Origin of the sequence: Streptomyces qinglanensis, from assembly GCF_900111245.1 — a bacterium.
Taxonomy (GTDB): Bacteria; Actinomycetota; Actinomycetes; order Streptomycetales; family Streptomycetaceae; genus Streptomyces; species Streptomyces qinglanensis.
Map to the genome: position 1 here is coordinate 328621 of NZ_FOGO01000001.1, position 20070 is coordinate 348690.

Genomic DNA, 20070 nt, shown 5'->3' on the forward strand with positions numbered 1-20070 from the left:
CCAGGGGCGGGCCGCCGTCCCGCTGTGTGCGGGCCGGTCACCGGTCGGCTCCCAGGATGGTCTGCCACGGGTCGTCCTCCCCTACGATCTCGTCCGCCGTCTCCTCCGCACGGGCCTGCCGGACGCGGAAGGCGCGCGCGTCGGCGCGGGCGCGCCGGCGCAGTTGCCGGTAGCGGTCGCGGGCGGTGCCCAGCCGCTCGTAGGCGCTGCGCTCCCGTGCCTCGCGCTCCTCCTCGCTGCGGGCCAGCGCCCGGTACTCCAGGCGCCGCTTGTGGTAGGCGGCGCGCAGCCGTTCGCGTTCCTCCGCGTAGGTGGCGCGGCGCACGATGCGGATGTCCTCGGTGTCGTCGGGTACGTCGTCGTTGCCGGAGTGCTGCCAGGCGCGGTAGGCCATCGTCGCCAGGAACGCGGTCAGCGCGAGCGTGATGACGATGGCGGTCAGGATGAACGCCTGGGGCAGCGGGTCGGACATCGTCCGCGGCGAGGTGCCCGGGTAGAGCAGCGCGGCGTCGCCGTCCGGTCCGGAGGTGGCCAGCACGAGCAGGTTGATGCCGTTGCCGATGAGGACCGCGCCCAGCACGATGCGGGTCAGCGGCCGGGCCAGCAGCAGCGCCGTGCCGCAGGCGAACAGCACGCCGCCGCAGCCCACCAGGGCGATCGACCCGGTCGTCATCGGCGGCCCTCCCCGCCACCGGCCGGGCCGGTTCCCCGCTCGCGCTCCAGGCGGCGGTCGATCTCCGAGCCCAGGCTGCGCAGCACGTCCAGGACGACACCGAGGACCAGCACGTAGACCCCGGTGTCGAAGAGCACCGGGCTGGCCGCGTGGAAGGGTCCGACCAGCCAGAAGTCGCCGGTCACCTTGCCGGAGGCCAGCACACTGCCGCCCAGCCACAGGCCGGCCAGGCCGGTGCCGGTGATGATCAGCAGGCCGAGGCCGAGCAGGAAGCCCGCGTCCACGGGTGCGGCGGCGGCCAGCTCCAGGCGGCCCCCGGCCAGGTAGCGCACGGCCAGCGCGAGACCGGCCACCAGCCCTGCGGTGAAGCCGCCGCCGGGCTGGTTCTCGGCGGAGAAGAGCAGGTAGAGGGAGAGCACCACGATGGGGTGGAAGACCAGCCGGGCCATCACCTCGAACATCACCGAGCGGCCCTCGGGCGCGAGCGTGGAGCTGGCCGCCAGCCAGGTGCGGCGGGGTGCGACGGGTGAGCCGCGGTGCGGCCGGGCACCGGGGCGGGCCGGCAGCTTCCAGGCGTCCCGGCGCCCGGCGCGCGCTCCGGACTCCCCGCTGGTGCCGGGCGCCTCCGCGGAGCGGTCCAGGGCGATGCTCGCGGAGCCGGGGACGGCCCCGGTGGGCGCTCCGGGTCCGGCGACGGGCGCGGTCGGCGGCGGGCCGCCGGTCTCCTCGGTGCCCGGTACGGGCTGCGCGACGGGCACCCGGACGCGGCGGCGCAGATAGACGAGGCTGGTGACGCCGACGGCGGCGGCGGCGAGTACGGCCGACTCGCCCATGGTGTCCCAGGCGCGCAGGTCCACCAGGGTGGTGGCCACCACGTTGCGGACGCCTTCGTGGGCCGTCGCCGAGAACAGTCCGGGTCCGGAGGGCGGGCCGGTGCGTGCCGCGAGGCACAGGTGCAGGAGCGCGGCGAGCAGTCCTCCGGCGGCGACGGAGAGGACGAGCTGCACGCCCCGGCGGGTGCGCCACTTGCGGCTCCCGTCGGGGAAGCGGGCGGGCAGTCTGCGCAGGACGAGGACGAAGACGGTCAGCGAGACCGTCTCGACGGCGAACTGGGTCAGCGCCAGGTCGGGTGCGCCGTGCAGCACGTAGAGGAGTCCGGCGCCGTAGCCGGTGACCCCGGCCAGGACGGCGGCCTTCATCCGCTGCCGCGCCAGGACGCACAGCACCGCGACCCCGGCGACGCCGACCGCGACGACGAGCTGTGGGACCGAGTCGTACCACTGCAGCGCGCCCGGGTCGGGCCAGGGGGCGCCCGCGATCAGCCGCGCGGTCTGGAAGCCGAACAGGACGACCAGTGCGGTGCCGAGGTAGACGGGCAGCGAGCCGCGCTGCACGGCCCCGGTGACCTGGAGCGAGAGCCGCTCCAGCGCCCACAGCGAACGGGCGAACACCTGGTCGCCGTCGACCTGCGAGAGCCGTCCGCCGAGTGCGGCCAGCGGCCGGCCGGCCAGGAAGAGCGCCGCGCCCAGCACCCAGGAGACCGCCGAGAGGCCCAGTGGAGGGCCCCAGCCGTGCCAGAGGGCGAGGTGGTAGGGGGCGGCACCGCTGGGGAAGGCGTCGGCGTACCGGGCCAGCAGCGGGTCGAGCCACTGGGAGCCGGGGCCGAGCAGGAGCCCGGCCAGCGCGCACAGCAGGGGCGGGCCCAGCAGCAGCGGCGCCACGCGGGCGCCCGGGGCCACGGTCACCGGCGCCAGCGGCGGGGCGCCGCCCTTGCGTGCGAAGGCGCCCCACAGGAAGCGCAGCGTGTAGGCGGTGGTGAGCGCGGAGCCCAGGATGACGGCCGTCAGGGCCCATGCCTCGCCGGGTCCGGCCGCCAGCAGTGCCGAGACGGCCGCTTCCTTGCCGACGAACCCGAGCAGCGGTGGCAGCCCCGCCATCGAGAGCCCGGCGAGTACCGCGACGGCGGCCAGCGCGGGCAGCGACCGGCCGACCCCGGAGAGCCGGGTGAGGTCGCGAGTGCCGGTGAGGTGGTCGATGGCGCCGACGGTGAGGAACAGCGGTGCCTTGAACAGGGCGTGCGCGAGGATCACATCGGCGCCGGCCAGCGCCGCGTCCCGGGTGCCGTCGCCGACGAGCACGGTGAGGAAGCCGAGCTGGCTGACGGTGCCGAAGGCCAGCAGCAGCTTCAGGTCCGTCTCCCGCAGCGCCCGCCAGCCGCCCAGCAGCATGGTCGCGCTGCCGAGCACGAGCACCATGGGCCGCCAGGGCGGCACGTCGGCGAAGCCGGGGGCGAGCCGCGCGATCAGATAGACCCCGGCCTTGACCATGGCGGCGGCGTGCAGATACGCGGAGACCGGGGTGGCCGCGGCCATCGCCCCGGGCAGCCAGAAGCTGAACGGCCACACGGCGGACTTGGACAGCGCCCCCACCAGCACCAGCACCAGGCCGCCCGCGACCAGTGCCCCTCCTCCGGGCGGGTCGGCGAGCATGCGGGAGATCCGGTAGGTGTGCGCGGCGTGCCCCAGCATCAGGAAGCCGACCAGCATCACCAGCCCGCCCAGCGTGGTGACCAGCAGTGCCTGGAGGGCGGCGCGCCGGTTGGTGCGGTACTGGGAGCTGTGTCCGATGAGCAGGAAGGAGAAGACCGTGGTGAGTTCCCACAGCACGTACAGCACGATCAGGTCGTCGGCCAGCACCAGGCCGAGCATGGCCCCGGCGAAGGCGGTCAGCGCTCCGGCGAAGGCGCCGAGCTGCGGGGTGCCGGGGGCGAAGTAGGCCGCGCAGTAGAGCATCACCAGGGCGCCGATGCCCCCGGCGATCAGGACCATCACCAGGGCGAGGGCGTCACATCGCAGTGCGAGGTCGACCCCGAGCGCCGGGATCCACGGGGTGTGCTCGCTGAGCGCGCCGCCGTCCGCCACCTGGTCGTAGTGCGCCGCCGCCCACCCGGCCGCCGCGGCGGGTGCCGCCGCGAGCAGCAGGAATGCCCGCGGGCCGAGCCACCGCACCAGCGGCGCGGCACAGCACGCGGCCACGACGTGGACGACGATCAACCACAGCACTCACCGAGAATTGCATACATAGCCGCCCAATTCGGACAGGCGGCTCGCCCCCTGCCTCGACAGGGTCCCGGCGGGCCGGTGTGTCAGGAAGCCGGTCCGTCGGCCGTCTTCCGGGACGACCGCGACTTCTCCGCCGCGGGCCGCGCCTCTCCGGCGCCCTCCTCGCACTCCGAGGACTCCTCGGACGGCTCGGACTCCCCGGACGGCTGGTCCGCTGCGGGCCCGCCGCCCGAGGCCGCACCGTCCGCGGCATCCCGGCCGCCGCTGCCCGAGGGCGTCTTCGCGTCCTGTTCCGACGCGGCCTCCGCCTCCGTGTCCGAGGCCGGGGCCTCCTGCTCCTCCGGGGCGGAATCCGCGTCCCCGTCCGGCGCTTCCGGCTGCGGCTCGACGACCTCCTCGCGGCCGGGCCGCTTCTTCGCGGAGACGACGATGTAGAGGACGGCCAGCAGGAAGACGACGATCGCCGTCCAGTTGTTCAGCCGCATCCCGAACACGTGGTGCGCGTCGTCCACCCGCATGTACTCGATCCAGAACCGCCCCACCGTGTAGGCCGCCACGTAGAGCGCGAACGCCCGGCCGTGCCCCAGCTTGAACCGGCGGTCGGCCCAGATCACCAGCAGCGCGACCCCGACGCACCACAGCGACTCGTACAGGAAAGTGGGGTGGTAGGTCGCCAGATCGGGCGTGTCGACCGGCCGGTGCGCCGGGTCGATCTCCAGGGCCCAGGGCAGATCGGTCGGCCGCCCGTACAGTTCCTGGTTGAACCAGTTGCCCCAGCGCCCCAGCGCCTGCGCCAGCACGATCCCCGGCGCCACGGCATCCGCGTACGCGGGCAGCGGGATGCCGCGGCGGCGGCAGCCGATCCAGGCGCCGAGCGCACCCAGCGCGATGGCGCCCCAGATGCCCAGGCCGCCGTCCCAGATGCGGAAGGCGTCGACGGGGTTGCGGCCCTCGCCGAAGTAGAGCTGGTAGTCGGTGATGACGTGGTACAGCCGACCGCCGAGGAGGCCGAACGGAACAGCCCAGACGGCGATGTCGGCGACCGTGCCCGGCTGCCCGCCCCGAGCGACCCAGCGGCGCCCGCCGAGCCAGACCGCGGCGAAGACGCCGAGGATGATGCAGAGCGCATAGCCGCGCAGCGGGAGCGGCCCGAGGTGAATCTCACCGGCCGACGGACTGGGGATAAAGGCAAGGGTCTCCATGGCGCCCCTGACGGTACCGTGCCCGGCCGCACGCCGGACAATCAGCCCGCACAACGGCTGGATAACACCGCGGGGGCGGTTGCCGGACCCCGCGGGCGCGGCCGGGCCCGTGCGAGCGGCCTCCGCCGGCCGGCGAAGGGAGGTGGACTAGCTCTTCCGCTCCACCAGGTTCCGCAGCCCGTCCGGGGTCAGCGGGTCCGACGCGTCGCTGAAGACGTCCTTGCCGTTCAGCAGGACGGTGGGGGTGCCCTGGTGGCCGGACGTGCGGAAGTCCTCGTCGGAGCGCTTCACCCAGTCGTCGTGCCGACCGCCGGTCACGCACGAGCGGAACTCGGAGTCGACCAGTCCCTCCACCTTGCCCGCCAGCCGGATCAGCCGCTCGGTGCTGGCGAACGCGTCCTCCTGCTCGCGGGGCTGGTTGCGGTAGAGCACGTCGTGGTAGGGACCGAACTTCCCCTTGTCCCGGGCGCACGCCACCGCGTTGGCCGCCTCGTGCGAGCCCCGGCCGCCCATGTTGCCGTCGATGAGCGTCACCAGGTGGTACTCGGTCCTGAGCTTGCCCGCCTGCTCCAGGCTCTTGATCGTGTCCCGGAAGGAGTTCTCGAACTGCGCGCACGCCGGGCAGCGGAAGTCCTCGTAGACCGTGAGCCGGGCCGGGGCGCTGCGCTGCCCCACGGTGACGGGCTTCGCCGACTGCGCGCCCTGGTCGTCGCCGCCCCGGGCGGCGACGGTGATCCCGACCCCGGCGGCGACGGCCAGCACTCCGGCGACCACCGCGCCCACCTTGAGCGAGCGCCACCGGCGCTCGGCTGTCCTGTCCCGCTCCCGCTCGGCCCGCAGGCGTTCGCGGGCCGAGCGCTTGCCGCCGTCGTTGCTGTTCTGGCTCATCACGCCCGACCCAACGAGAGGGGCCGGTCGCCGACGAACGGGCTGCGCCCTTTTTCACCCGAAAGAGCCGTTCGGTGGGGTGGGGACGCGACGCCCGGTCCCCGGCTCCTCCCGCTTCCGGCAGGCGGGAGGAGCCGGGTGCCCGCCGAGGGCCGCGGGCCGGGCGAGCCGGAGTACGGCCCGCCCGGCGCCCCGCCCCCGGCGGCGGCCGAGGCGTCAGCCGCGTCTCAGCGCCGGACGCCCTCGGCGAGGTCCGCGGCGAGCTGCCGCACCTCGTCCAGCCCGGCCGCCAGGGTGTCGGCGTCCAGCAGCCGCTTGACGAACGCGGAGCCCACGATGACCCCGTCGGCGAACGCGGCGACCTCGGCCGCCTGCACGGGGTTGGACACCCCCAGGCCCACACAGACGGGCAGGTCGGTGGTGGAGCGGACCCGCTCGACGAGTTCGCGGGCCTCCGCGCCCACCGATTCCCGCGTCCCGGTGACTCCCATCAGCGAGGCGGCGTAGACGAAGCCGCTGCCCGCCGCGGTGATCCGGGCCAGGCGCGCGTCCTGGCTGCTGGGGGCGACGACGAAGACCGTGCCGAGCCCGGCGTGCTCGGCCGCCTTCCGCCATCCCTCGGACTCCTCGACCGGCAGGTCGGGCAGGATGCATCCGGCCCCGCCCGCCGCCGCCAGCTCCTCGGCGAAGCGCCCGGCGCCGTACCGGTCGACGGGGTTCCAGTACGTCATGACCAGCACCGGCTTCCCGGTCGCCGCATGCGCCTCGCGGACCGTGCGCAGTACGTCCGCGATCCGCACCCCGCCCTCCAGCGCGATGGTGTCCGCGGTCTGGATGACGGGCCCGTCCATCACCGGGTCGCTGTGCGGCAGCCCCACCTCGACCACGTCGCAGCCGCTCTCCAGCAGCGCCGTGCAGGCGGCGATGCCGCCGTCGACGGTGGGGAAGCCGGCCGGGAGGTAGCCGACCAGCGCGGCCCGGTTCTCGGCCCTGGCCTGCGCGAGCGCCTCGTCCAGCAGCCGGACGTTGCCGCCTGCCGCGCCGGAGTTCCCGGTGCCGCCGGAGGCTCCCGCGTCCGTTCCCTCGGTGTGCCCGCTCATGCCCGCTCCCCTTCCGCGCCGTCCAGCAGGCCGAAGTACCGCGCGGCCGTGTCCATGTCCTTGTCGCCGCGGCCCGAGAGGTTCACCAGGACGATCCCCTCGGGGCCCAGCTCCCTGCCCAGGTCCAGGGCGCCCGCCAGCGCGTGCGCGCTCTCGATGGCCGGGATGATGCCCTCGGTCTCGGAGAGCAGCCGCAGCGCCCGCATCGCCTGGTCGTCGGTGACCGGCCGGTACTCGCCCCGGCCGCTGTCCTTGAGGTGGGCGTGCTCGGGGCCGATGCCCGGGTAGTCGAGCCCGGCCGAGATCGAGTAGGGCTCGGTGATCTGCCCCTCGTCGTCCTGCAGGACATAGGAGCGCGAGCCGTGCAGGATGCCGGGCTCGCCCGCGGTCAGCGTGGCCGCGTGTTCACCGGATGCGACGCCGTGCCCGGCCGCCTCGAAGCCGACCAGCCGCACACCGGTGTCCGGCAGGAAGGCGTGGAAGAGGCCGATCGCGTTGGAGCCGCCGCCCACGCAGGCGGCGACGGCGTCCGGCAGCCGTCCGGTGCGCTCCAGGACCTGCCGCCGCGCCTCGACGCCGATCACGCGGTGGAAGTCGCGCACGATCTGCGGGAAGGGGTGCGGTCCGGCGACGGTGCCGAAGAGGTAGTGGGTCCTCTCGACGTTGGCGACCCAGTCGCGGAACGCCTCGTTGATGGCGTCCTTGAGGGTGCGGCTGCCCGAGGCGACGGGGACGACCTCGGCGCCGAGCATCCGCATCCGGGCGACGTTCAGGGCCTGCCGCTCGGTGTCGATCTCGCCCATGTAGATGGTGCATTCGAGCCCGAAGAGGGCGCACGCGGTGGCCGTGGCCACGCCGTGCTGACCCGCGCCGGTCTCGGCGATGACCCGGGGCTTGCCCATCCGCTTGGTGAGCAGGGCCTGGCCCAGCACGTTGTTGATCTTGTGCGAGCCGGTGTGGTTGAGGTCCTCGCGCTTGAGAAGGACCCGGGCACCGCCCGCGTGCTCGGCGAACCGCGTGACCTCGGTCAGCGCGCTGGGCCGACCGGTGTAGTTGACCAGCAGGTCGTCGAGTTCGGCGGCGAAGGCGGGGTCCGCCTTCGCCTTCTCGTACTCAGCGGCCACCTCGTCGACGGCGGCGACCAGGGCCTCGGGGATGAACTTGCCGCCGAACGCACCGAAGTAACCGGCGGCGCTGGGGCTTTGACCCTCGGGATCGGGAATGAAGTAGTCGGACGGCATACCGAACGCTGCTCCTTGCGAGTGGGCTGATGTGACGGCTCCGGGCCCCGGCCCCTCCCCCGGGCTCCGGCCGGCAGCCGGAGGCGCGCCCGCGCGGGGGCGGGCGGGCAGGGGCGCTCCCCTCAGCGGGGCGCGTACGGGCAGGGGCGGGTCAGCGCCATCGGCGGCCGCGGATCACGCCCGGCTCGCACCCGATGTGGTACCGGACGGACCGGCCGCGCACCCGGCGCGCGGGCGCCCGGCACCCGCGCGGACGGCACCCGCGCGCCAGCGCGAGGGAGCACAGGGAGACCACAGCCGACATCGCGCGTCAGTCCCTCCCGCCGTGGCGGAGCGCCGGGTGGGCGCCCGCGGCCACGAGGTCGGAGACCGCGGTGCGCGGGTCCTTGCCCGTCACCAGCGACTCTCCCACCAGAACGGCGTCGGCCCCTTCGTTCGCGTACGCGATCAGATCGTGCGGACCGCGGACACCGGACTCGGCGACCTTGACGACGTGGTCGGGGATCTCGGGGGCGATCCGGGTGAAGTTGCCGCGGTCCACCTCCAGGGTCTTCAGGTTCCGCGCGTTGACGCCGATGATCTTCGCCCCGGCCGCCAGCGCCCGCTCCGCCTCGTCCTCGTCGTGCACCTCGACCAGCGGGGTGAGACCGATGGACTCGGCGCGCTCGATCAGCGAGACCAGGGCCTCCTGCTCCAGCGCGGCGACGATCAGCAGCACCAGGTCGGCGCCGTGCGCGCGGGCCTCCCACAACTGGTAGGAGGAGAAGACGAAGTCCTTGCGCAGGACGGGGATGTCGACGCGGGCCCGGACCGCCTCCAGGTCCGCGAGCGAGCCGCCGAACCGGCGGCGCTCGGTGAGGACGGAGATGACGGCGGCGCCGCCCGCCTCGTAGTCGGCGGCGAGACCGGCCGGGTCGGCGATGGCCGCCAGCGCACCCTTGGACGGGCTGGAGCGCTTCACCTCGCAGATCACCCGCACCCCGGCGGTGCTGTCGCCCTTGAGTGCCGCGAGCCCGTCCCTGGCCTGGGGTGCCCGGGCGACGCGCTCCTTGAGCTCCTCGAGGCTGACGCGCGCCTGCCGCTCGGCGAGGTCTTCCCGCACGCCTTCGATGATCTCGTCGAGCACACTCACCGAGCGGCCTCCTTGCTGGCTGGGGTTCGGGCTGGATACGGGTCGGCACCGCGCTGGCGGCGGAAAAAGGTTCCGGGGCGCTCCTCGGAGGCGGAGCAGGGGATGGTCGGGTGGGCCACTGTGATGGTATCCGCCCCGGCACGGAGGTCCCGCATCCGGTTGATCACAGTCCCATATAGCGGACAAATCACCGCCCCGGTGGCCGTGCGGACGCGGCTGCTCAGGGAGCCAGGCCGACTCCGAGGGGCGTATTCCGGACAACCGTGAAGGCGACCGCCAGCGCCCCGAGAGCCCACCAGTGCCAGGCCCGCAGCCGCACCGGGAAGGAGTAGCGGCGGCCCCGGACCGCACCGGCGGCCCAGTGCAGCCAGCCCAGCGCGAAGCCCGCGAAGAGCAGCACGGCGAGGACGTTGGAGCCCAGCGCGGTGCCCAGGTCCCCCTGGGTGACGGCGTGCGCGCTGCGCAGCCCGCCGCAGCCGGGGCAGTACAGGCCGGCGACGGTCAGGAACGGGCAGGCCGGGTAGTGGCCGGGCTCGTTGGGGTCGACGACGGCCACGACGGCGAAGGCCGCGCCCACCGCGGCGAGACTGCCGAGGGGCACGGCCAGTCGCGGCACCGCTCCGATGAGGCGGTGCCGCGCGGTCGCGGCGTCCTGCCGGTCGTTCAGGAGTGCGCCTTGCCGGCGACCGGCCGGTGCGCCTGCTCGTGCGCCAGCTTGTGGGCCTGCGCCTGCTCGGCCGTCAGACCGGGGGACTTCGACTGGCCCATCCCCGCCGCCCGCATGATGCCGCCGATCACAGCGCCCGCCCCGATGACGACCAGCCCTGCGATCACACCGACGGGCTGCGCCAGCACCACGAAGGCGGAGGCGACGCAGAAGCCGACGAAGGCGATGATCGAGCCGGTCCAGGCGGCCGGGGTGTGTCCGTGGCTGTGCGCCATGAATGCTCCTTGAGTCACAACATGAGGTGGGGCCACCCGGCCCGTTCGCCGCCCATTCTCCCCCTTCCGCGCCCGCGCGGGGGCACGGGGGTCGTCCGTACGGACCGCGGCGGGCCGCGCACCGGTGCCGGGCACGGGCGCGGGCACCGCGGGGCCGCGGCTCAGGCGGTGCCGTGCGTGGGGTCCTCGCCGCGGTCCAGGGCCTTCCACAGGTCCTCTGGCCGGTCGGGATCGACGCGCCGCGCGCGGGCGGCCGCGCGCTGCCGCAGCGGGGTGCGCTCGTAGCGGGCGCTGCCGGACATCGAGGGCCAGCCGGCTCCGTAGCGCAGCGCCAGCAGCCCGGCGACCAGGAGCAGTGCGCCGCCCACCGCCGACACGTACGGCCAGGCGCTCACCTCGACGGCGCCGATACCGCTGTCGGTCAGGCCGCTGGTCTTGGCAGCCTCGGCGGAGAGCGCACCGGTGTCGTCGGCCCCCAGCAGCGCCGAGGCCAGCACGGCGGCGCCGCACAACGCCAGCAGCCCGGCGACGATCCGGCGGCCGGCGCGGCGTACGGCGAAGACGGCGACGAGCGCGGCGAGGCCGACCAGCGCCAGTGCGCTGGGCAGGCCGGTGACGTCACCGCCCTCGGCGCTGACCGGCACCTGGCCCTGGGCGAACTCGGCCGTGGAGGTGCTCCAGGTCTGCCCTGCGGAGATCAGCGCGAGGGCCGCGCCCACCGCGCCGCACAGCAGAGCCGCCGCCAGCGCGGTGCGGGGCGCCCGGGAGCGCGACGCGCCCGGTCGCCCGGCGTCCGGGGCGGGCTCCGCTTCCGGCCGGCCGGGGTGCGGGCCCCCCTCGGTGCCGTCCGGGTCCGGCGCGGGGGTCGAAGAAGTCACGCCTCCACGCTACCCCCGAGGCGTTCGGCCGTCCGGACCGCCCTCAGCACGGCCGCGGCCTTGTTGGCGCACTCGGTGTCCTCGGCCTCGGGGTCGGAGTCGGCGACCACTCCGGCGCCCGCCTGGACGTACGCGGTCCCGTCCCGCAGCAGTGCGGTGCGGATGGCGATGGCGGTGTCGGAGTCGCCCGCGAAGTCGAGATATCCCACACATCCGCCGTAGACGCCGCGCCTGGTGGGCTCCAGCTCCTCGATGATCTGCAGCGCGCGCGGCTTGGGCGCCCCGGACAGCGTCCCGGCCGGGAAGCAGGAGGTGAGCGCGTCGAACGCGGAACGGTCCCGGGCCAGTTGCCCGGTGACGGTCGAGACGATGTGCATCACGTGGCTGTAGCGCTCGATCGACATGAAGTCGACCACCTCGACGCTGCCCGGTTCGCAGACCCGTCCCAGGTCGTTGCGGCCCAGGTCCACCAGCATCAGGTGCTCGGCCCGCTCCTTGGGGTCGGCCAGCAGCTCCTCGGCCAGCGCGGTGTCCTCGCCCGGGGTGGCGCCGCGCGGCCGGGTCCCGGCGATGGGGTGCATCATCGCGCGGCCGTCCTCCACCTTGACCAGCGCCTCGGGGCTGGAGCCGACGATGTCGAAGCCCTCGAAGCGCAGCAGGTACATGTACGGGCTCGGGTTGGTGGCCCGCAGCACCCGGTAGACGTCCAGGGCGCTCGCCTCGCAGCGGGCCTCGAACCGCTGCGAGGGCACCACCTGGAACGCCTCCCCGCCGCGGATCCGCTCCTTGATGTCCTCGACCCAGCCCTGGTAGGTCGCCCCGCCCGACCGGGCCTCGACAGGCGGGAGTTCGGAGGCGGGCAGCGCCACCGGGTCGACGGGGGCGGGGCGCGCCAGGTCGGCGGCCATCGCGTCCAGCCGCCGCACGGCGTCCGCGTGCGCCTCGTCCACGCCGGTGTCCAGGTCGTTGTGGTTGATCGCGTTGGCGATCAACAGCACCGTGCCGTCGCGGTGGTCGAGGACGGCCAGGTCCGAGGTGAGCAGCATCGTCAGCTCCGGCAGCCCGAGGTCGTCCGCGGTGCCGGGGTGGCGGCCGACCTTCTCCAGCCGCTGGACGATGTCGTAGCCGAGGTAGCCGACCATGCCGCCGGTGAACGGCGGCAGCTCACCGCCGCGGTGCAGGTCCCGCGGGGTGTGCAGGGCCTCGACGGTCTCGCGCAGCGCGACGAGGGGGTCGCCGCCGGTGGGGACGCCGACCGGCGGGGTGCCCTGCCAGTGCGCTTCGCCGTCGCGCACGGTCAGCGCCGCGTCGCTGCGCACCCCGACGAAGGAGTACCGCGACCAGGTGCGGCCGTTCTCCGCGGACTCCAGCAGGAAGGTGCCGGGGCGTTCCGCGGCGAGCTTGCGGTACAGGGCGATGGGGGTGTCGCCGTCCGCCAGCAGGCGGCGGGTCACCGGGATGACCCGCCGGTTCTTGGCGAGCGTCCGGAAGGTTGCGAGGTCAGGCGCCGTCATGGCGCCTCACCCTACTGGTCCGGCGGCGGCCCGGCGTCGAGGTCACCGGCCGCGGGGCAGCGGAGCGTCGGTTCCGGGGCGGCGGGCCACCGGTTCCGCGGCGGGCGGCCACGGCGCCGTCGCCACCGGTTCTGCGGCGGCGGGCTGTCGGCGTCACCGCTCCCGGGGCAGCAGCACGTCCGCGTCGAAGCAGGTGCGGCTGCCGGTGTGGCAGGCGGCCCCGGTCTGGTCGACCTGCACCAGCACGGTGTCCGCGTCGCAGTCCAGCGCCACGGACTTGACCCGCTGCACATGCCCCGAGGTGTCGCCCTTCACCCAGTACTCGCCGCGGCTGCGGCTCCAGTACGTGGCGCGTCCGGTGGTGAGGGTGCGGTGCAGGGCCTCGTCGTCCATCCACCCCAGCATCAGCACCTCCCCGGTGTCGTACTGCTGGGCGACGGCGGGCAGCAGCCCGTCCGGGTTGCGCTTGAGCCTGGCGGCGACGGCGGGGTCGAGGGTGCTCTCCTGGGACATGGCTCCATTGTCCCGCACCTGTCCCGCACTCCGCGTACCGCTCGGCGCGGAGCGCGGCCGGGACCGCACGTGCGGAGAGCCGCACCGGAACGGCGCGACCGGGCGGCACCGCGCCGGACACGCCGCGCACACGCCCGGGCACCCACAGCTCCCCGTACCCGCCCCGCGCGCCGTACGCTTGCGGTATGTCGACCCATGCCAAGCGTGAACGTCTGCTGCTCGCCGATCTCTTGGAGGCCAACGGCCCGGACGCGCCCACCCTGTGCGAGGGATGGCGTACCCGGGACCTGGCCGCGCACGTCGTCGTGCGCGAACGCCGCGGAGACGCGGCCGGCGGTCTGCTGATCAAGCAGCTCGCGCCCCGACTGGAGCGGGTGCAGGCCGAGTTCGCCGCCAAGCCGTACGACGAGCTGATCCATCTCATCCGCACCGGCCCGCCCCGGATGTCGCCCTTCGCGCTCAAGCAGGTGGACGAGGCGGCCAACACGGTCGAGTTCTTCATCCACGGCGAGGACGTTCGCCGTGCCCAGCCCGACTGGGCGCGGCGCGAACTGGATCCCGTCTTCGAGGACACGCTGTGGCGCCGGCTGGAGACGGCTGCCCGGATGTATGGGCGCAAGGCGCCGGTCGGCCTGGTGCTGCGCCGCCCCGACGGCCAGACGGCGGTCGCCCGGCGCGGCACCCCGGTCGTGACCGCCGTCGGCGCCCCCTCGGAGCTGCTGCTGTTCGTCTCCGGCCGCACCGAGCAGGCGGACGTGGAACTGGACGGCGACAAGGAGGCGCTCGCCCGCCTCGCCGAGGCCGGCCTCGGCATGTAGTCCGGTGCCGGCGCCGGGAGTGCCCGGCGCCGGGAATGCTCCGGCCCGGCCCGCCGCGGCGCCGTCCGTGCCGTCCGTACGGGGCGCCGTCCACGTGCGACGCCGTCCGTATGGGGCGCCGTCCCGGAGCCGGAACCGGGCAGTACACCGATGTGCGCCCCCCGGTCCGCGCCGGGCGCCGCCCCCAAGGCGGGGCAGGGGCGGGTACGGGGACGGCTCAGGGTGTTCCCGGATGGAGCGCGGGGACGGCGCCGGGAGGGTGGAGTCATGACTCTCCCGCCGCTCTCCCGCAGCCGCACCCACCCCGCCGTCCGTCCCACCCGCCGCCCGGCCGGGCGCCCGTCCCGCCGGAACCTGCTCGCCGGGGTGGCCTCCGGTACGGCGCTGGCCACCGTCGGTGCCCCGGTACCGGTGGCCGCCGCGGACACCCCGCAGGCCGGCCCCCGGGACGCGGGCGGGGGCCGGAGGCTCCCGCCGCCCGACGCCCGCGCGCTGCGGGCTGCTCTGGACGACCTGGCGCACCCGCGCGCCTCCGGGGCGCAGTTGCGGGTCAGCGGCTCGGCCGGGCGGTGGTACGGCACCTCGGGCGTCTCGGACCCGTCGACCGGGCGACCGGTCGGCCTCGACGACAAGGTGCGCGCGGGCAGCGTCACCAAGGCGTTCGTGGCCACCGCGGCGCTGCAGCTCGCCGACGAGGGGCGGCTGCGCCTGGCGGCACCCGTCCGGCACTACCTGCCCGACCTGCTGCCGGAGCGGTTCGGCGCCGTCACCGTGGCGCAACTCCTCGACCACACCAGCGGGCTGCCCGACCACGTAGGACTGCCCGACATGAGCACGGCGGAGGCCGTGCTGCGGCACCGCTTCGACCGGTGGACCCCGCAGCGGATCGTGGCGAGCGCCACCGGCGGCGAGCTGAAGTTCCGGCCGGGCACCAGGCAGGAGTACCGCGGCGTCAACTACGTGCTCGCGGCACTGGTCATGGAGCAGGTGACGGGGCGTCCGTACGGGATCGAGCTGCGCGACCGGCTGCTGCGGCCGCTGCGGCTGGGGCACACCTCCGTCCCGTCGGCGGAGGGCTACCCGCGGCGGATCCGCGGCCCGCACATGCACGGCTGCCTGGAGACGGAGGACGGCACACTCGCGGACGTCACCGAGTTCGACATGTCCGCCTCGTACGCGGACGGCGAGATCGTGACCAGCACCGGCGATCTGCACCGCTTCCTGTCCGCGCTGTTCTCCGGGGCACTGCTGCCGCAGCGGCAGTTGCGCAGGATGTTCACCCTGCCGCCGAAGCAGGTGCGGATGCTCGACGGGAGTCCGGCGCGCTACAGCACCGGGCTGCAGACGGTCACCGTCGAGGGGGTGGAGCTGTGGGGCAAGACGGGCGAGCACGACGGCTATGCGACCGGCATGTTCGCCACCCGCGACCAGCAGCGGCGGCTGGTGTGGACGTTCACCCCGGTCGAGCCGGGCGCGGACCCCTCGCCGATGAGCCGGCGGATCGCCGAGGCGGCCACGGCCCGGCGCTAGGGCCGGCTGTCGGGGCCGGGACCGCCGTCTTCGAGGGCGACCCGTTCGGTCAGGATCCGCTGGAGTTCCCGGGCCGCGCGGGTCGGGGAGACGTCGCCGCGGTGCGCGACCGCGACGGTGCGGTGCAGCCCGGGTGGTGCGAAGCGGGTGACCCGCAGACCGGAGCGGGCCGCGACCATCCGGGGGACGACGGCCAGTCCGAGGCCCGCGCGGACGAAGCCGAGCACGGCGTCCATCTCGCCGCCCTCCACGCCGAAGACGGGTTCGAAGCCCGCGTCCCGGCAGGCGGCCACGGTCAGCTCCCGCAGATCGTAGCCGCGCCGGAACATCGCCAGCGGACGGCCGCGCAGGTCCTCGACGCGGATGCGGTCGCGGCGCGGGAGCGGGGGCGCATCCGGGGCCGCGACGACGACCAGTTCCTCGCTCAGCAGCTCGGCAGCGGCCAGCACCGGCCCCTGGCCGGGCAGCGGGGTGATGATCAGCGCCAGGTCCAGCTCCCCCGCCGCCAGCGCCCGCACCAGGTCCTGGGAGCCGTCCTCGTGCACCATCAGCTCCACGCCGGGGTAGCGGTCGTGGAAGGCGCGCAGCACGTCCGGCACGAGTCCGGCGCACAGGCTCGGCGGCGCCCCGAGCCGGACCCGCCCGCGCCGGAGCTGCGCGACCTCCTGCACCTCGCGGCGGGCCGTCTCGGTGTCGGCCAGGATCCGCCGGGCCAGCGGCAGCAGGGCCTCGCCCGCGTCGGTGAGCGAGATGTGCCCCCGCGCCCGGTGGAAGAGCTCGGCGCCCAGCTCCCGCTCCAGGGAGCGGATCTGCTGGGAGAGGGAGGGCTGGGCGACGTGTTCGCGCTGCGCCGCCCGGGTGAAGTGGCGGGTGTCGGCGACGGCGACGACGTAGCGGAGCTGCTGGAGCTGCATACGGCAAGCATACGGCGCCACGATAGGCATGCCCTATCGTTCGCAGCTCTTCTATGTCTTGGACTGATGCCGAGAGCCGTCCCTACCGTGCATGGCCATGACGACGGATATCCGCACCCCCGCTCCGCAGCGGCCCCGGACCGGCTCGGCGGCCCCGCCGGGGCCGGGACCCCGGCGGGGCCGACTGCGCACCCTGTGGGGCTCGACGATCGGCAAGAAGGCCGTCATGGCGGTCACCGGGCTGCTGATGCTGGCCTATCTGCTCGTCCACATGCTCGGGAACCTGAAGGTCTTCTTCGGGCCGGAGGACATGAACGGCTACGCGCACTGGCTGCGCACCCTGGGTGAGCCGCTGCTGCGGTACGGCTGGTTCCTGTGGATCGCGCGGGCCGTCCTGCTCGCGGCCGTCGTCCTGCACGGTGTGAGCGCCTACCAGCTCAGCAGGCGCGACCTCGCCGCCCGGCCGGTCGGGTACCGGCACCGCAGGCGCGGCAGCAGCTACGCGACCCGGACCATGCGCTGGGGCGGGATCATCCTGGCCCTGTTCCTCGTCTGGCACGTGCTCGACCTGACGACCGGCACCGTCAATCCGCGCGGCCAGGAAGGCCACCCGTACGAGAACATCGTGGCCGGGTTCCGCACCTGGTACGCGAACGTCATCTACCTCGTCGCCATGCTCGCCGTCGGGCTGCACATCCGGCACGGCTTCTGGAGCGCGGCGCAGACCCTCGGGGTGACCCGGCCCGGCACCGCGCGCCTGCTCAAGGCCGGAGCGACCGTGCTCGCGGCGGCCATCACCGCCGGATTCGTCTCCGTACCCGTCGGCGTCATGACCGGAGTGGTGAACTGACATGAACACCCCCAGCACCCCCAGCACCCCCAGCACGCCCTACCAGGACTACCGGACCGGGGAACCGGCCGTCGACACCAAGGCGCCGGACGGGCCGGTGGCCGAGCGGTGGAACCGGCGCCGCTTCGAGGCGAAGCTCGTCAACCCGGCCAACCGCCGCAAGCACACCGTCATCGTCGTCGGCACCGGCCTGGCGGGCGGCTCCGCCGGTGCGACGCTGGCCGAGGCGGGCTACCGCGTCGTGCAGTTCTGCTACCAGGACTCCCCGCGCCGCGCCCACTCCGTCGCCGCGCAGGGCGGCATCAACGCGGCGAAGAACTACCGCAACGACGGCGACTCGGTGCAGCGGCTCTTCTACGACACCGTCAAGGGCGGCGACTTCCGCTCCCGCGAGTCCAACGTGTACCGGCTGGCGGAGATCTCCACCGGGATCATCGACCAGTGCGTCGCCCAGGGCGTGCCGTTCGCACGCGAGTACGGCGGACTGCTGGACACCCGCTCCTTCGGCGGCGTCCAGGTCTCCCGCACCTTCTACGCCCGCGGCCAGACCGGGCAGCAACTGCTGCTCGGCGCCTATCAGGCGCTCTCCCGGCAGATCGCCACCGGCGCCGTGGAGATGCACCCGCGCACCGAGATGCTGGACCTGATCGTCATCGACGGACGGGCCCGCGGCATCGTCGCCCGTGACCTGCTGACCGGGCGGATCGAGAGCCACTTCGCCGACGCGGTGGTGCTGGCCACCGGCGGCTACGGCAACGTCTTCCACCTGTCCACCAACGCCAAGAACTCCAACGCGACCGCCGTCTGGCGCGCGCACCGCAGGGGCGCCCACTTCGCCAACCCCTGCTTCACCCAGATCCACCCCACCTGCATCCCGCGTTCCGGCGACCACCAGTCCAAACTCACCCTGATGAGCGAGTCGCTGCGCAACGACGGCCGCGTCTGGGTGCCCGCGGAACCCGGCGACGACCGCGCCCCGCAGGACATCCCCGAGGACGAGCGGGACTACTACCTGGAGCGGCTCTACCCCTCCTTCGGCAACCTCGTCCCCCGCGACATCGCCTCCCGCGCCGCGAAGAACGTCTGCGACGAGGGCCGCGGTGTGGGCCCCGGCGGCCACGGACACAGGGGCGGAGCCGAAGGCTCCTCGGTCGAGGGCGGTGGCGGGCGACGGGAGGGCGTCTACCTCGACTTCGCCGACGCCCTCGCCAGGATGGGCCGGAAGGCCGTCGAGGAGCGGTACGGCAACCTCTTCGAGATGTACGCGCGGATCACCGCCGAGGACCCCTACACCCGCCCGATGCGCATCTACCCGGCCATCCACTACACGATGGGCGGGCTGTGGGTGGACTACGACCTGATGACCACCGTGCCGGGCCTCTTCGCCATCGGGGAGGCCAACTTCTCCGACCACGGCGCCAACCGGCTCGGCGCCTCCGCGCTGATGCAGGGCCTGGCCGACGGCTACTTCGTCCTCCCCGCGACGCTCGGCGACTACCTGGCCCGCGCCCCGCACCAGCCCGCCGACCCGGACCATCCGGCCGTGCACGAGGCGGTCCGCGCCGTCTCCGACCGGCTGGACGCGCTGCTGTCCGCGGGCGGCGACCGTTCGCCCGAGTCCTTCCACCGCGAACTGGGCGCCCTCCTGTGGGACGAGTGCGGCATGTCCCGCACCGAGGAGGGGCTGCGCAAGGCGCTGGAGCGGATCCCGGAACTCCGCGCCGAGTTCTGGCGGCGGGTGCGGGTGCCCGGCAGCGGCGCCGCGCTCAACCAGTCGCTGGAGCAGGCCAACCGGGTCGCCGACCACCTGGAGCTGGCCGAACTGATGTGCCTGGACGCGCTGCACCGCGCCGAGTCCTGCGGCGGCCACTTCCGCGAGGAGCACCGCACGCCGGACGGTGAGGCGGCCCGCGAGGACGAGGCGTTCTGCTACGCCGCCGCCTGGGAGTTCACCGGCACCGGCACGGCCCCCGTGCTGCACAAGGAAGCCCTGCACTTCGAGCACGTACACCCCACCCAGCGGAGCTACACATGAACCTCACCCTCCGGATCTGGCGGCAGCCGGACGCCGAGTCGCCCGGCGAGATGCGCACGTACGAGGTCGAGGACATCTCCCCCGACATGTCCTTCCTGGAGATGCTCGACACGCTCAACGAGACGCTGCTGACACGTGGCGAGGAACCCGTCGCCTTCGACCACGACTGCCGCGAGGGCATCTGCGGCGCCTGCGGCATGGTCATCAACGGCGCGGCCCACGGCCCCGAACGCACCACCACCTGCCAGTTGCACATGCGGCACTTCGCCGACGGCGACACCGTCGACGTCGAGCCCTGGCGCGCCGCGGCCTTCCCCGTCGTACGGGACCTGGTCGTCGACCGGTCCGCGTTCGACCGGGTGATCGGCGCGGGCGGCTACATCACCGCACCCACCGGCGCGGCACCCGAGGCCCACGCGACCGCGGTGCCCAAACCCGCCGCCGACGCGGCGTTCACCCACGCCGAGTGCATCGGCTGCGGCGCCTGTGTGGCCGCCTGCCCGAACGGGTCGGCCATGCTGTTCACCTCCGCCAAGGTCAACCACCTCGCCGCGCTGCCGCAGGGGGCGCCCGAGCGGGAGACCCGGGTGCTCGACATGGTCGCGCAGATGGACGCCGAGGGCTTCGGCGGCTGCACCCTGACCGGCGAATGCGCCACGGCCTGCCCCAAGGGCATCCCGATGCCGTCCATCGCCGCGATGAACCGCGAGTATTTGCGGGCGACGGCGAAGAGGTAGCCCGCGGGGGCGCCGGCGGCGGGCGACGCCGGGCGCCTTGC

At 74.3% G+C, this 20070-nt stretch carries 19 protein-coding genes; 5 read left to right on the plus strand and 14 right to left on the minus strand.

Going from position 1 to position 20070, the window contains the following annotated elements:
- Positions 1–37: 37 nt before the first annotated feature.
- From BMX65_RS01435 to hisI, 13 genes are all read right to left on the minus strand, one after another.
- A complete protein-coding gene (locus BMX65_RS01435; protein ID WP_074998245.1) occupies positions 38–673 on the minus strand; it encodes a Na(+)/H(+) antiporter subunit C in 636 nt (211 codons plus the stop codon).
- A complete protein-coding gene (locus BMX65_RS01440; RefSeq protein ID WP_074998246.1) occupies positions 670–3735 on the minus strand; it encodes a Na+/H+ antiporter subunit A in 3066 nt (1021 codons plus the stop codon). The genes BMX65_RS01435 and BMX65_RS01440 overlap by 4 nt, the downstream gene beginning before the upstream one ends.
- Positions 3736–3818: 83 nt before the next feature.
- A complete protein-coding gene (lgt, locus tag BMX65_RS01445; protein WP_074998247.1) occupies positions 3819–4937 on the minus strand; it encodes a prolipoprotein diacylglyceryl transferase in 1119 nt (372 codons plus the stop codon).
- 147 nt (positions 4938–5084) lie between these two features.
- A complete protein-coding gene (locus BMX65_RS01450; protein WP_074998248.1) occupies positions 5085–5825 on the minus strand; it encodes a DsbA family protein in 741 nt (246 codons plus the stop codon).
- A 227-nt stretch (positions 5826–6052) separates the two neighbouring features.
- Positions 6053–6925: a tryptophan synthase subunit alpha gene (gene trpA / locus BMX65_RS01455; RefSeq protein ID WP_239501777.1), complete on the minus strand. Its 873-nt coding sequence runs from the start codon at positions 6923–6925 to the stop codon at positions 6053–6055.
- Positions 6922–8166: a tryptophan synthase subunit beta gene (gene trpB / locus BMX65_RS01460; protein WP_074998249.1), complete on the minus strand. Its 1245-nt coding sequence runs from the start codon at positions 8164–8166 to the stop codon at positions 6922–6924. The genes trpA and trpB overlap by 4 nt, the downstream gene beginning before the upstream one ends.
- A 151-nt stretch (positions 8167–8317) precedes the next feature.
- The gene (gene trpM / locus BMX65_RS34225) at positions 8318–8470 is read right to left on the minus strand and encodes a tryptophan biosynthesis modulator TrpM (protein ID WP_398762069.1); all 153 of its coding nucleotides are present in this window, start codon (positions 8468–8470) and stop codon (positions 8318–8320) included.
- 6 nt (positions 8471–8476) lie between these two features.
- On the minus strand, positions 8477–9298 hold the full coding sequence (gene trpC / locus BMX65_RS01465; protein ID WP_074998250.1) for an indole-3-glycerol phosphate synthase TrpC: 822 nt from the start codon (positions 9296–9298) through the stop codon (positions 8477–8479).
- 220 nt (positions 9299–9518) lie between these two features.
- On the minus strand, positions 9519–9914 hold the full coding sequence (locus BMX65_RS01470; protein ID WP_074998251.1) for a DUF2752 domain-containing protein: 396 nt from the start codon (positions 9912–9914) through the stop codon (positions 9519–9521).
- 47 nt (positions 9915–9961) lie between these two features.
- Positions 9962–10240: an HGxxPAAW family protein gene (locus BMX65_RS01475; RefSeq protein WP_074998252.1), complete on the minus strand. Its 279-nt coding sequence runs from the start codon at positions 10238–10240 to the stop codon at positions 9962–9964.
- A 161-nt stretch (positions 10241–10401) separates the two neighbouring features.
- Positions 10402–11118, minus strand: coding sequence for a TIGR02234 family membrane protein (locus BMX65_RS01480; RefSeq protein ID WP_074998253.1), 717 nt, complete (start codon positions 11116–11118; stop codon positions 10402–10404).
- A complete protein-coding gene (locus BMX65_RS01485; RefSeq protein WP_074998254.1) occupies positions 11115–12632 on the minus strand; it encodes an anthranilate synthase component I in 1518 nt (505 codons plus the stop codon). The genes BMX65_RS01480 and BMX65_RS01485 overlap by 4 nt, the downstream gene beginning before the upstream one ends.
- Positions 12633–12785: 153 nt before the next feature.
- Positions 12786–13145: a phosphoribosyl-AMP cyclohydrolase gene (gene hisI / locus BMX65_RS01490; protein WP_074998255.1), complete on the minus strand. Its 360-nt coding sequence runs from the start codon at positions 13143–13145 to the stop codon at positions 12786–12788.
- Between the two features lie 185 nt (positions 13146–13330).
- Here hisI and BMX65_RS01495 point away from each other — a divergent pair, with 185 nt between their 5' ends.
- Complete coding sequence (locus tag BMX65_RS01495; protein ID WP_074998256.1) at positions 13331–13963, plus strand: TIGR03085 family metal-binding protein; 633 nt, start codon at positions 13331–13333, stop codon at positions 13961–13963.
- A 267-nt stretch (positions 13964–14230) separates the two neighbouring features.
- Positions 14231–15493, plus strand: a complete 1263-nt coding sequence (locus BMX65_RS01500; protein ID WP_079171641.1) for a serine hydrolase domain-containing protein — start codon at positions 14231–14233, stop codon at positions 15491–15493.
- On the opposite strand, the gene BMX65_RS01505 is transcribed toward BMX65_RS01500, so the two are convergent.
- Positions 15490–16407: a LysR family transcriptional regulator gene (locus BMX65_RS01505; protein ID WP_074998257.1), complete on the minus strand. Its 918-nt coding sequence runs from the start codon at positions 16405–16407 to the stop codon at positions 15490–15492. The two genes, BMX65_RS01500 and BMX65_RS01505, sit on opposite strands and share 4 nt — an antisense overlap.
- Before the next feature lie 91 nt (positions 16408–16498).
- On the opposite strand from BMX65_RS01505, the gene BMX65_RS01510 reads away from it, so the two are divergent.
- The 3 genes from BMX65_RS01510 to BMX65_RS01520 are packed head-to-tail and all read left to right on the plus strand — an operon-like array spanning position 16499 to position 20029.
- Complete coding sequence (locus BMX65_RS01510) at positions 16499–17257, plus strand: succinate dehydrogenase cytochrome b subunit (RefSeq protein WP_074998258.1); 759 nt, start codon at positions 16499–16501, stop codon at positions 17255–17257.
- Position 17258: 1 nt separating this feature from the next.
- On the plus strand, positions 17259–19292 hold the full coding sequence (locus BMX65_RS01515) for a fumarate reductase/succinate dehydrogenase flavoprotein subunit (RefSeq protein ID WP_074998259.1): 2034 nt from the start codon (positions 17259–17261) through the stop codon (positions 19290–19292).
- Positions 19289–20029 (plus strand): succinate dehydrogenase/fumarate reductase iron-sulfur subunit, encoded by a 741-nt coding sequence (locus BMX65_RS01520; protein ID WP_074998260.1) that lies wholly within the window; start codon positions 19289–19291, stop codon positions 20027–20029. The genes BMX65_RS01515 and BMX65_RS01520 overlap by 4 nt, the downstream gene beginning before the upstream one ends.
- Positions 20030–20070 lie beyond the last annotated feature (41 nt).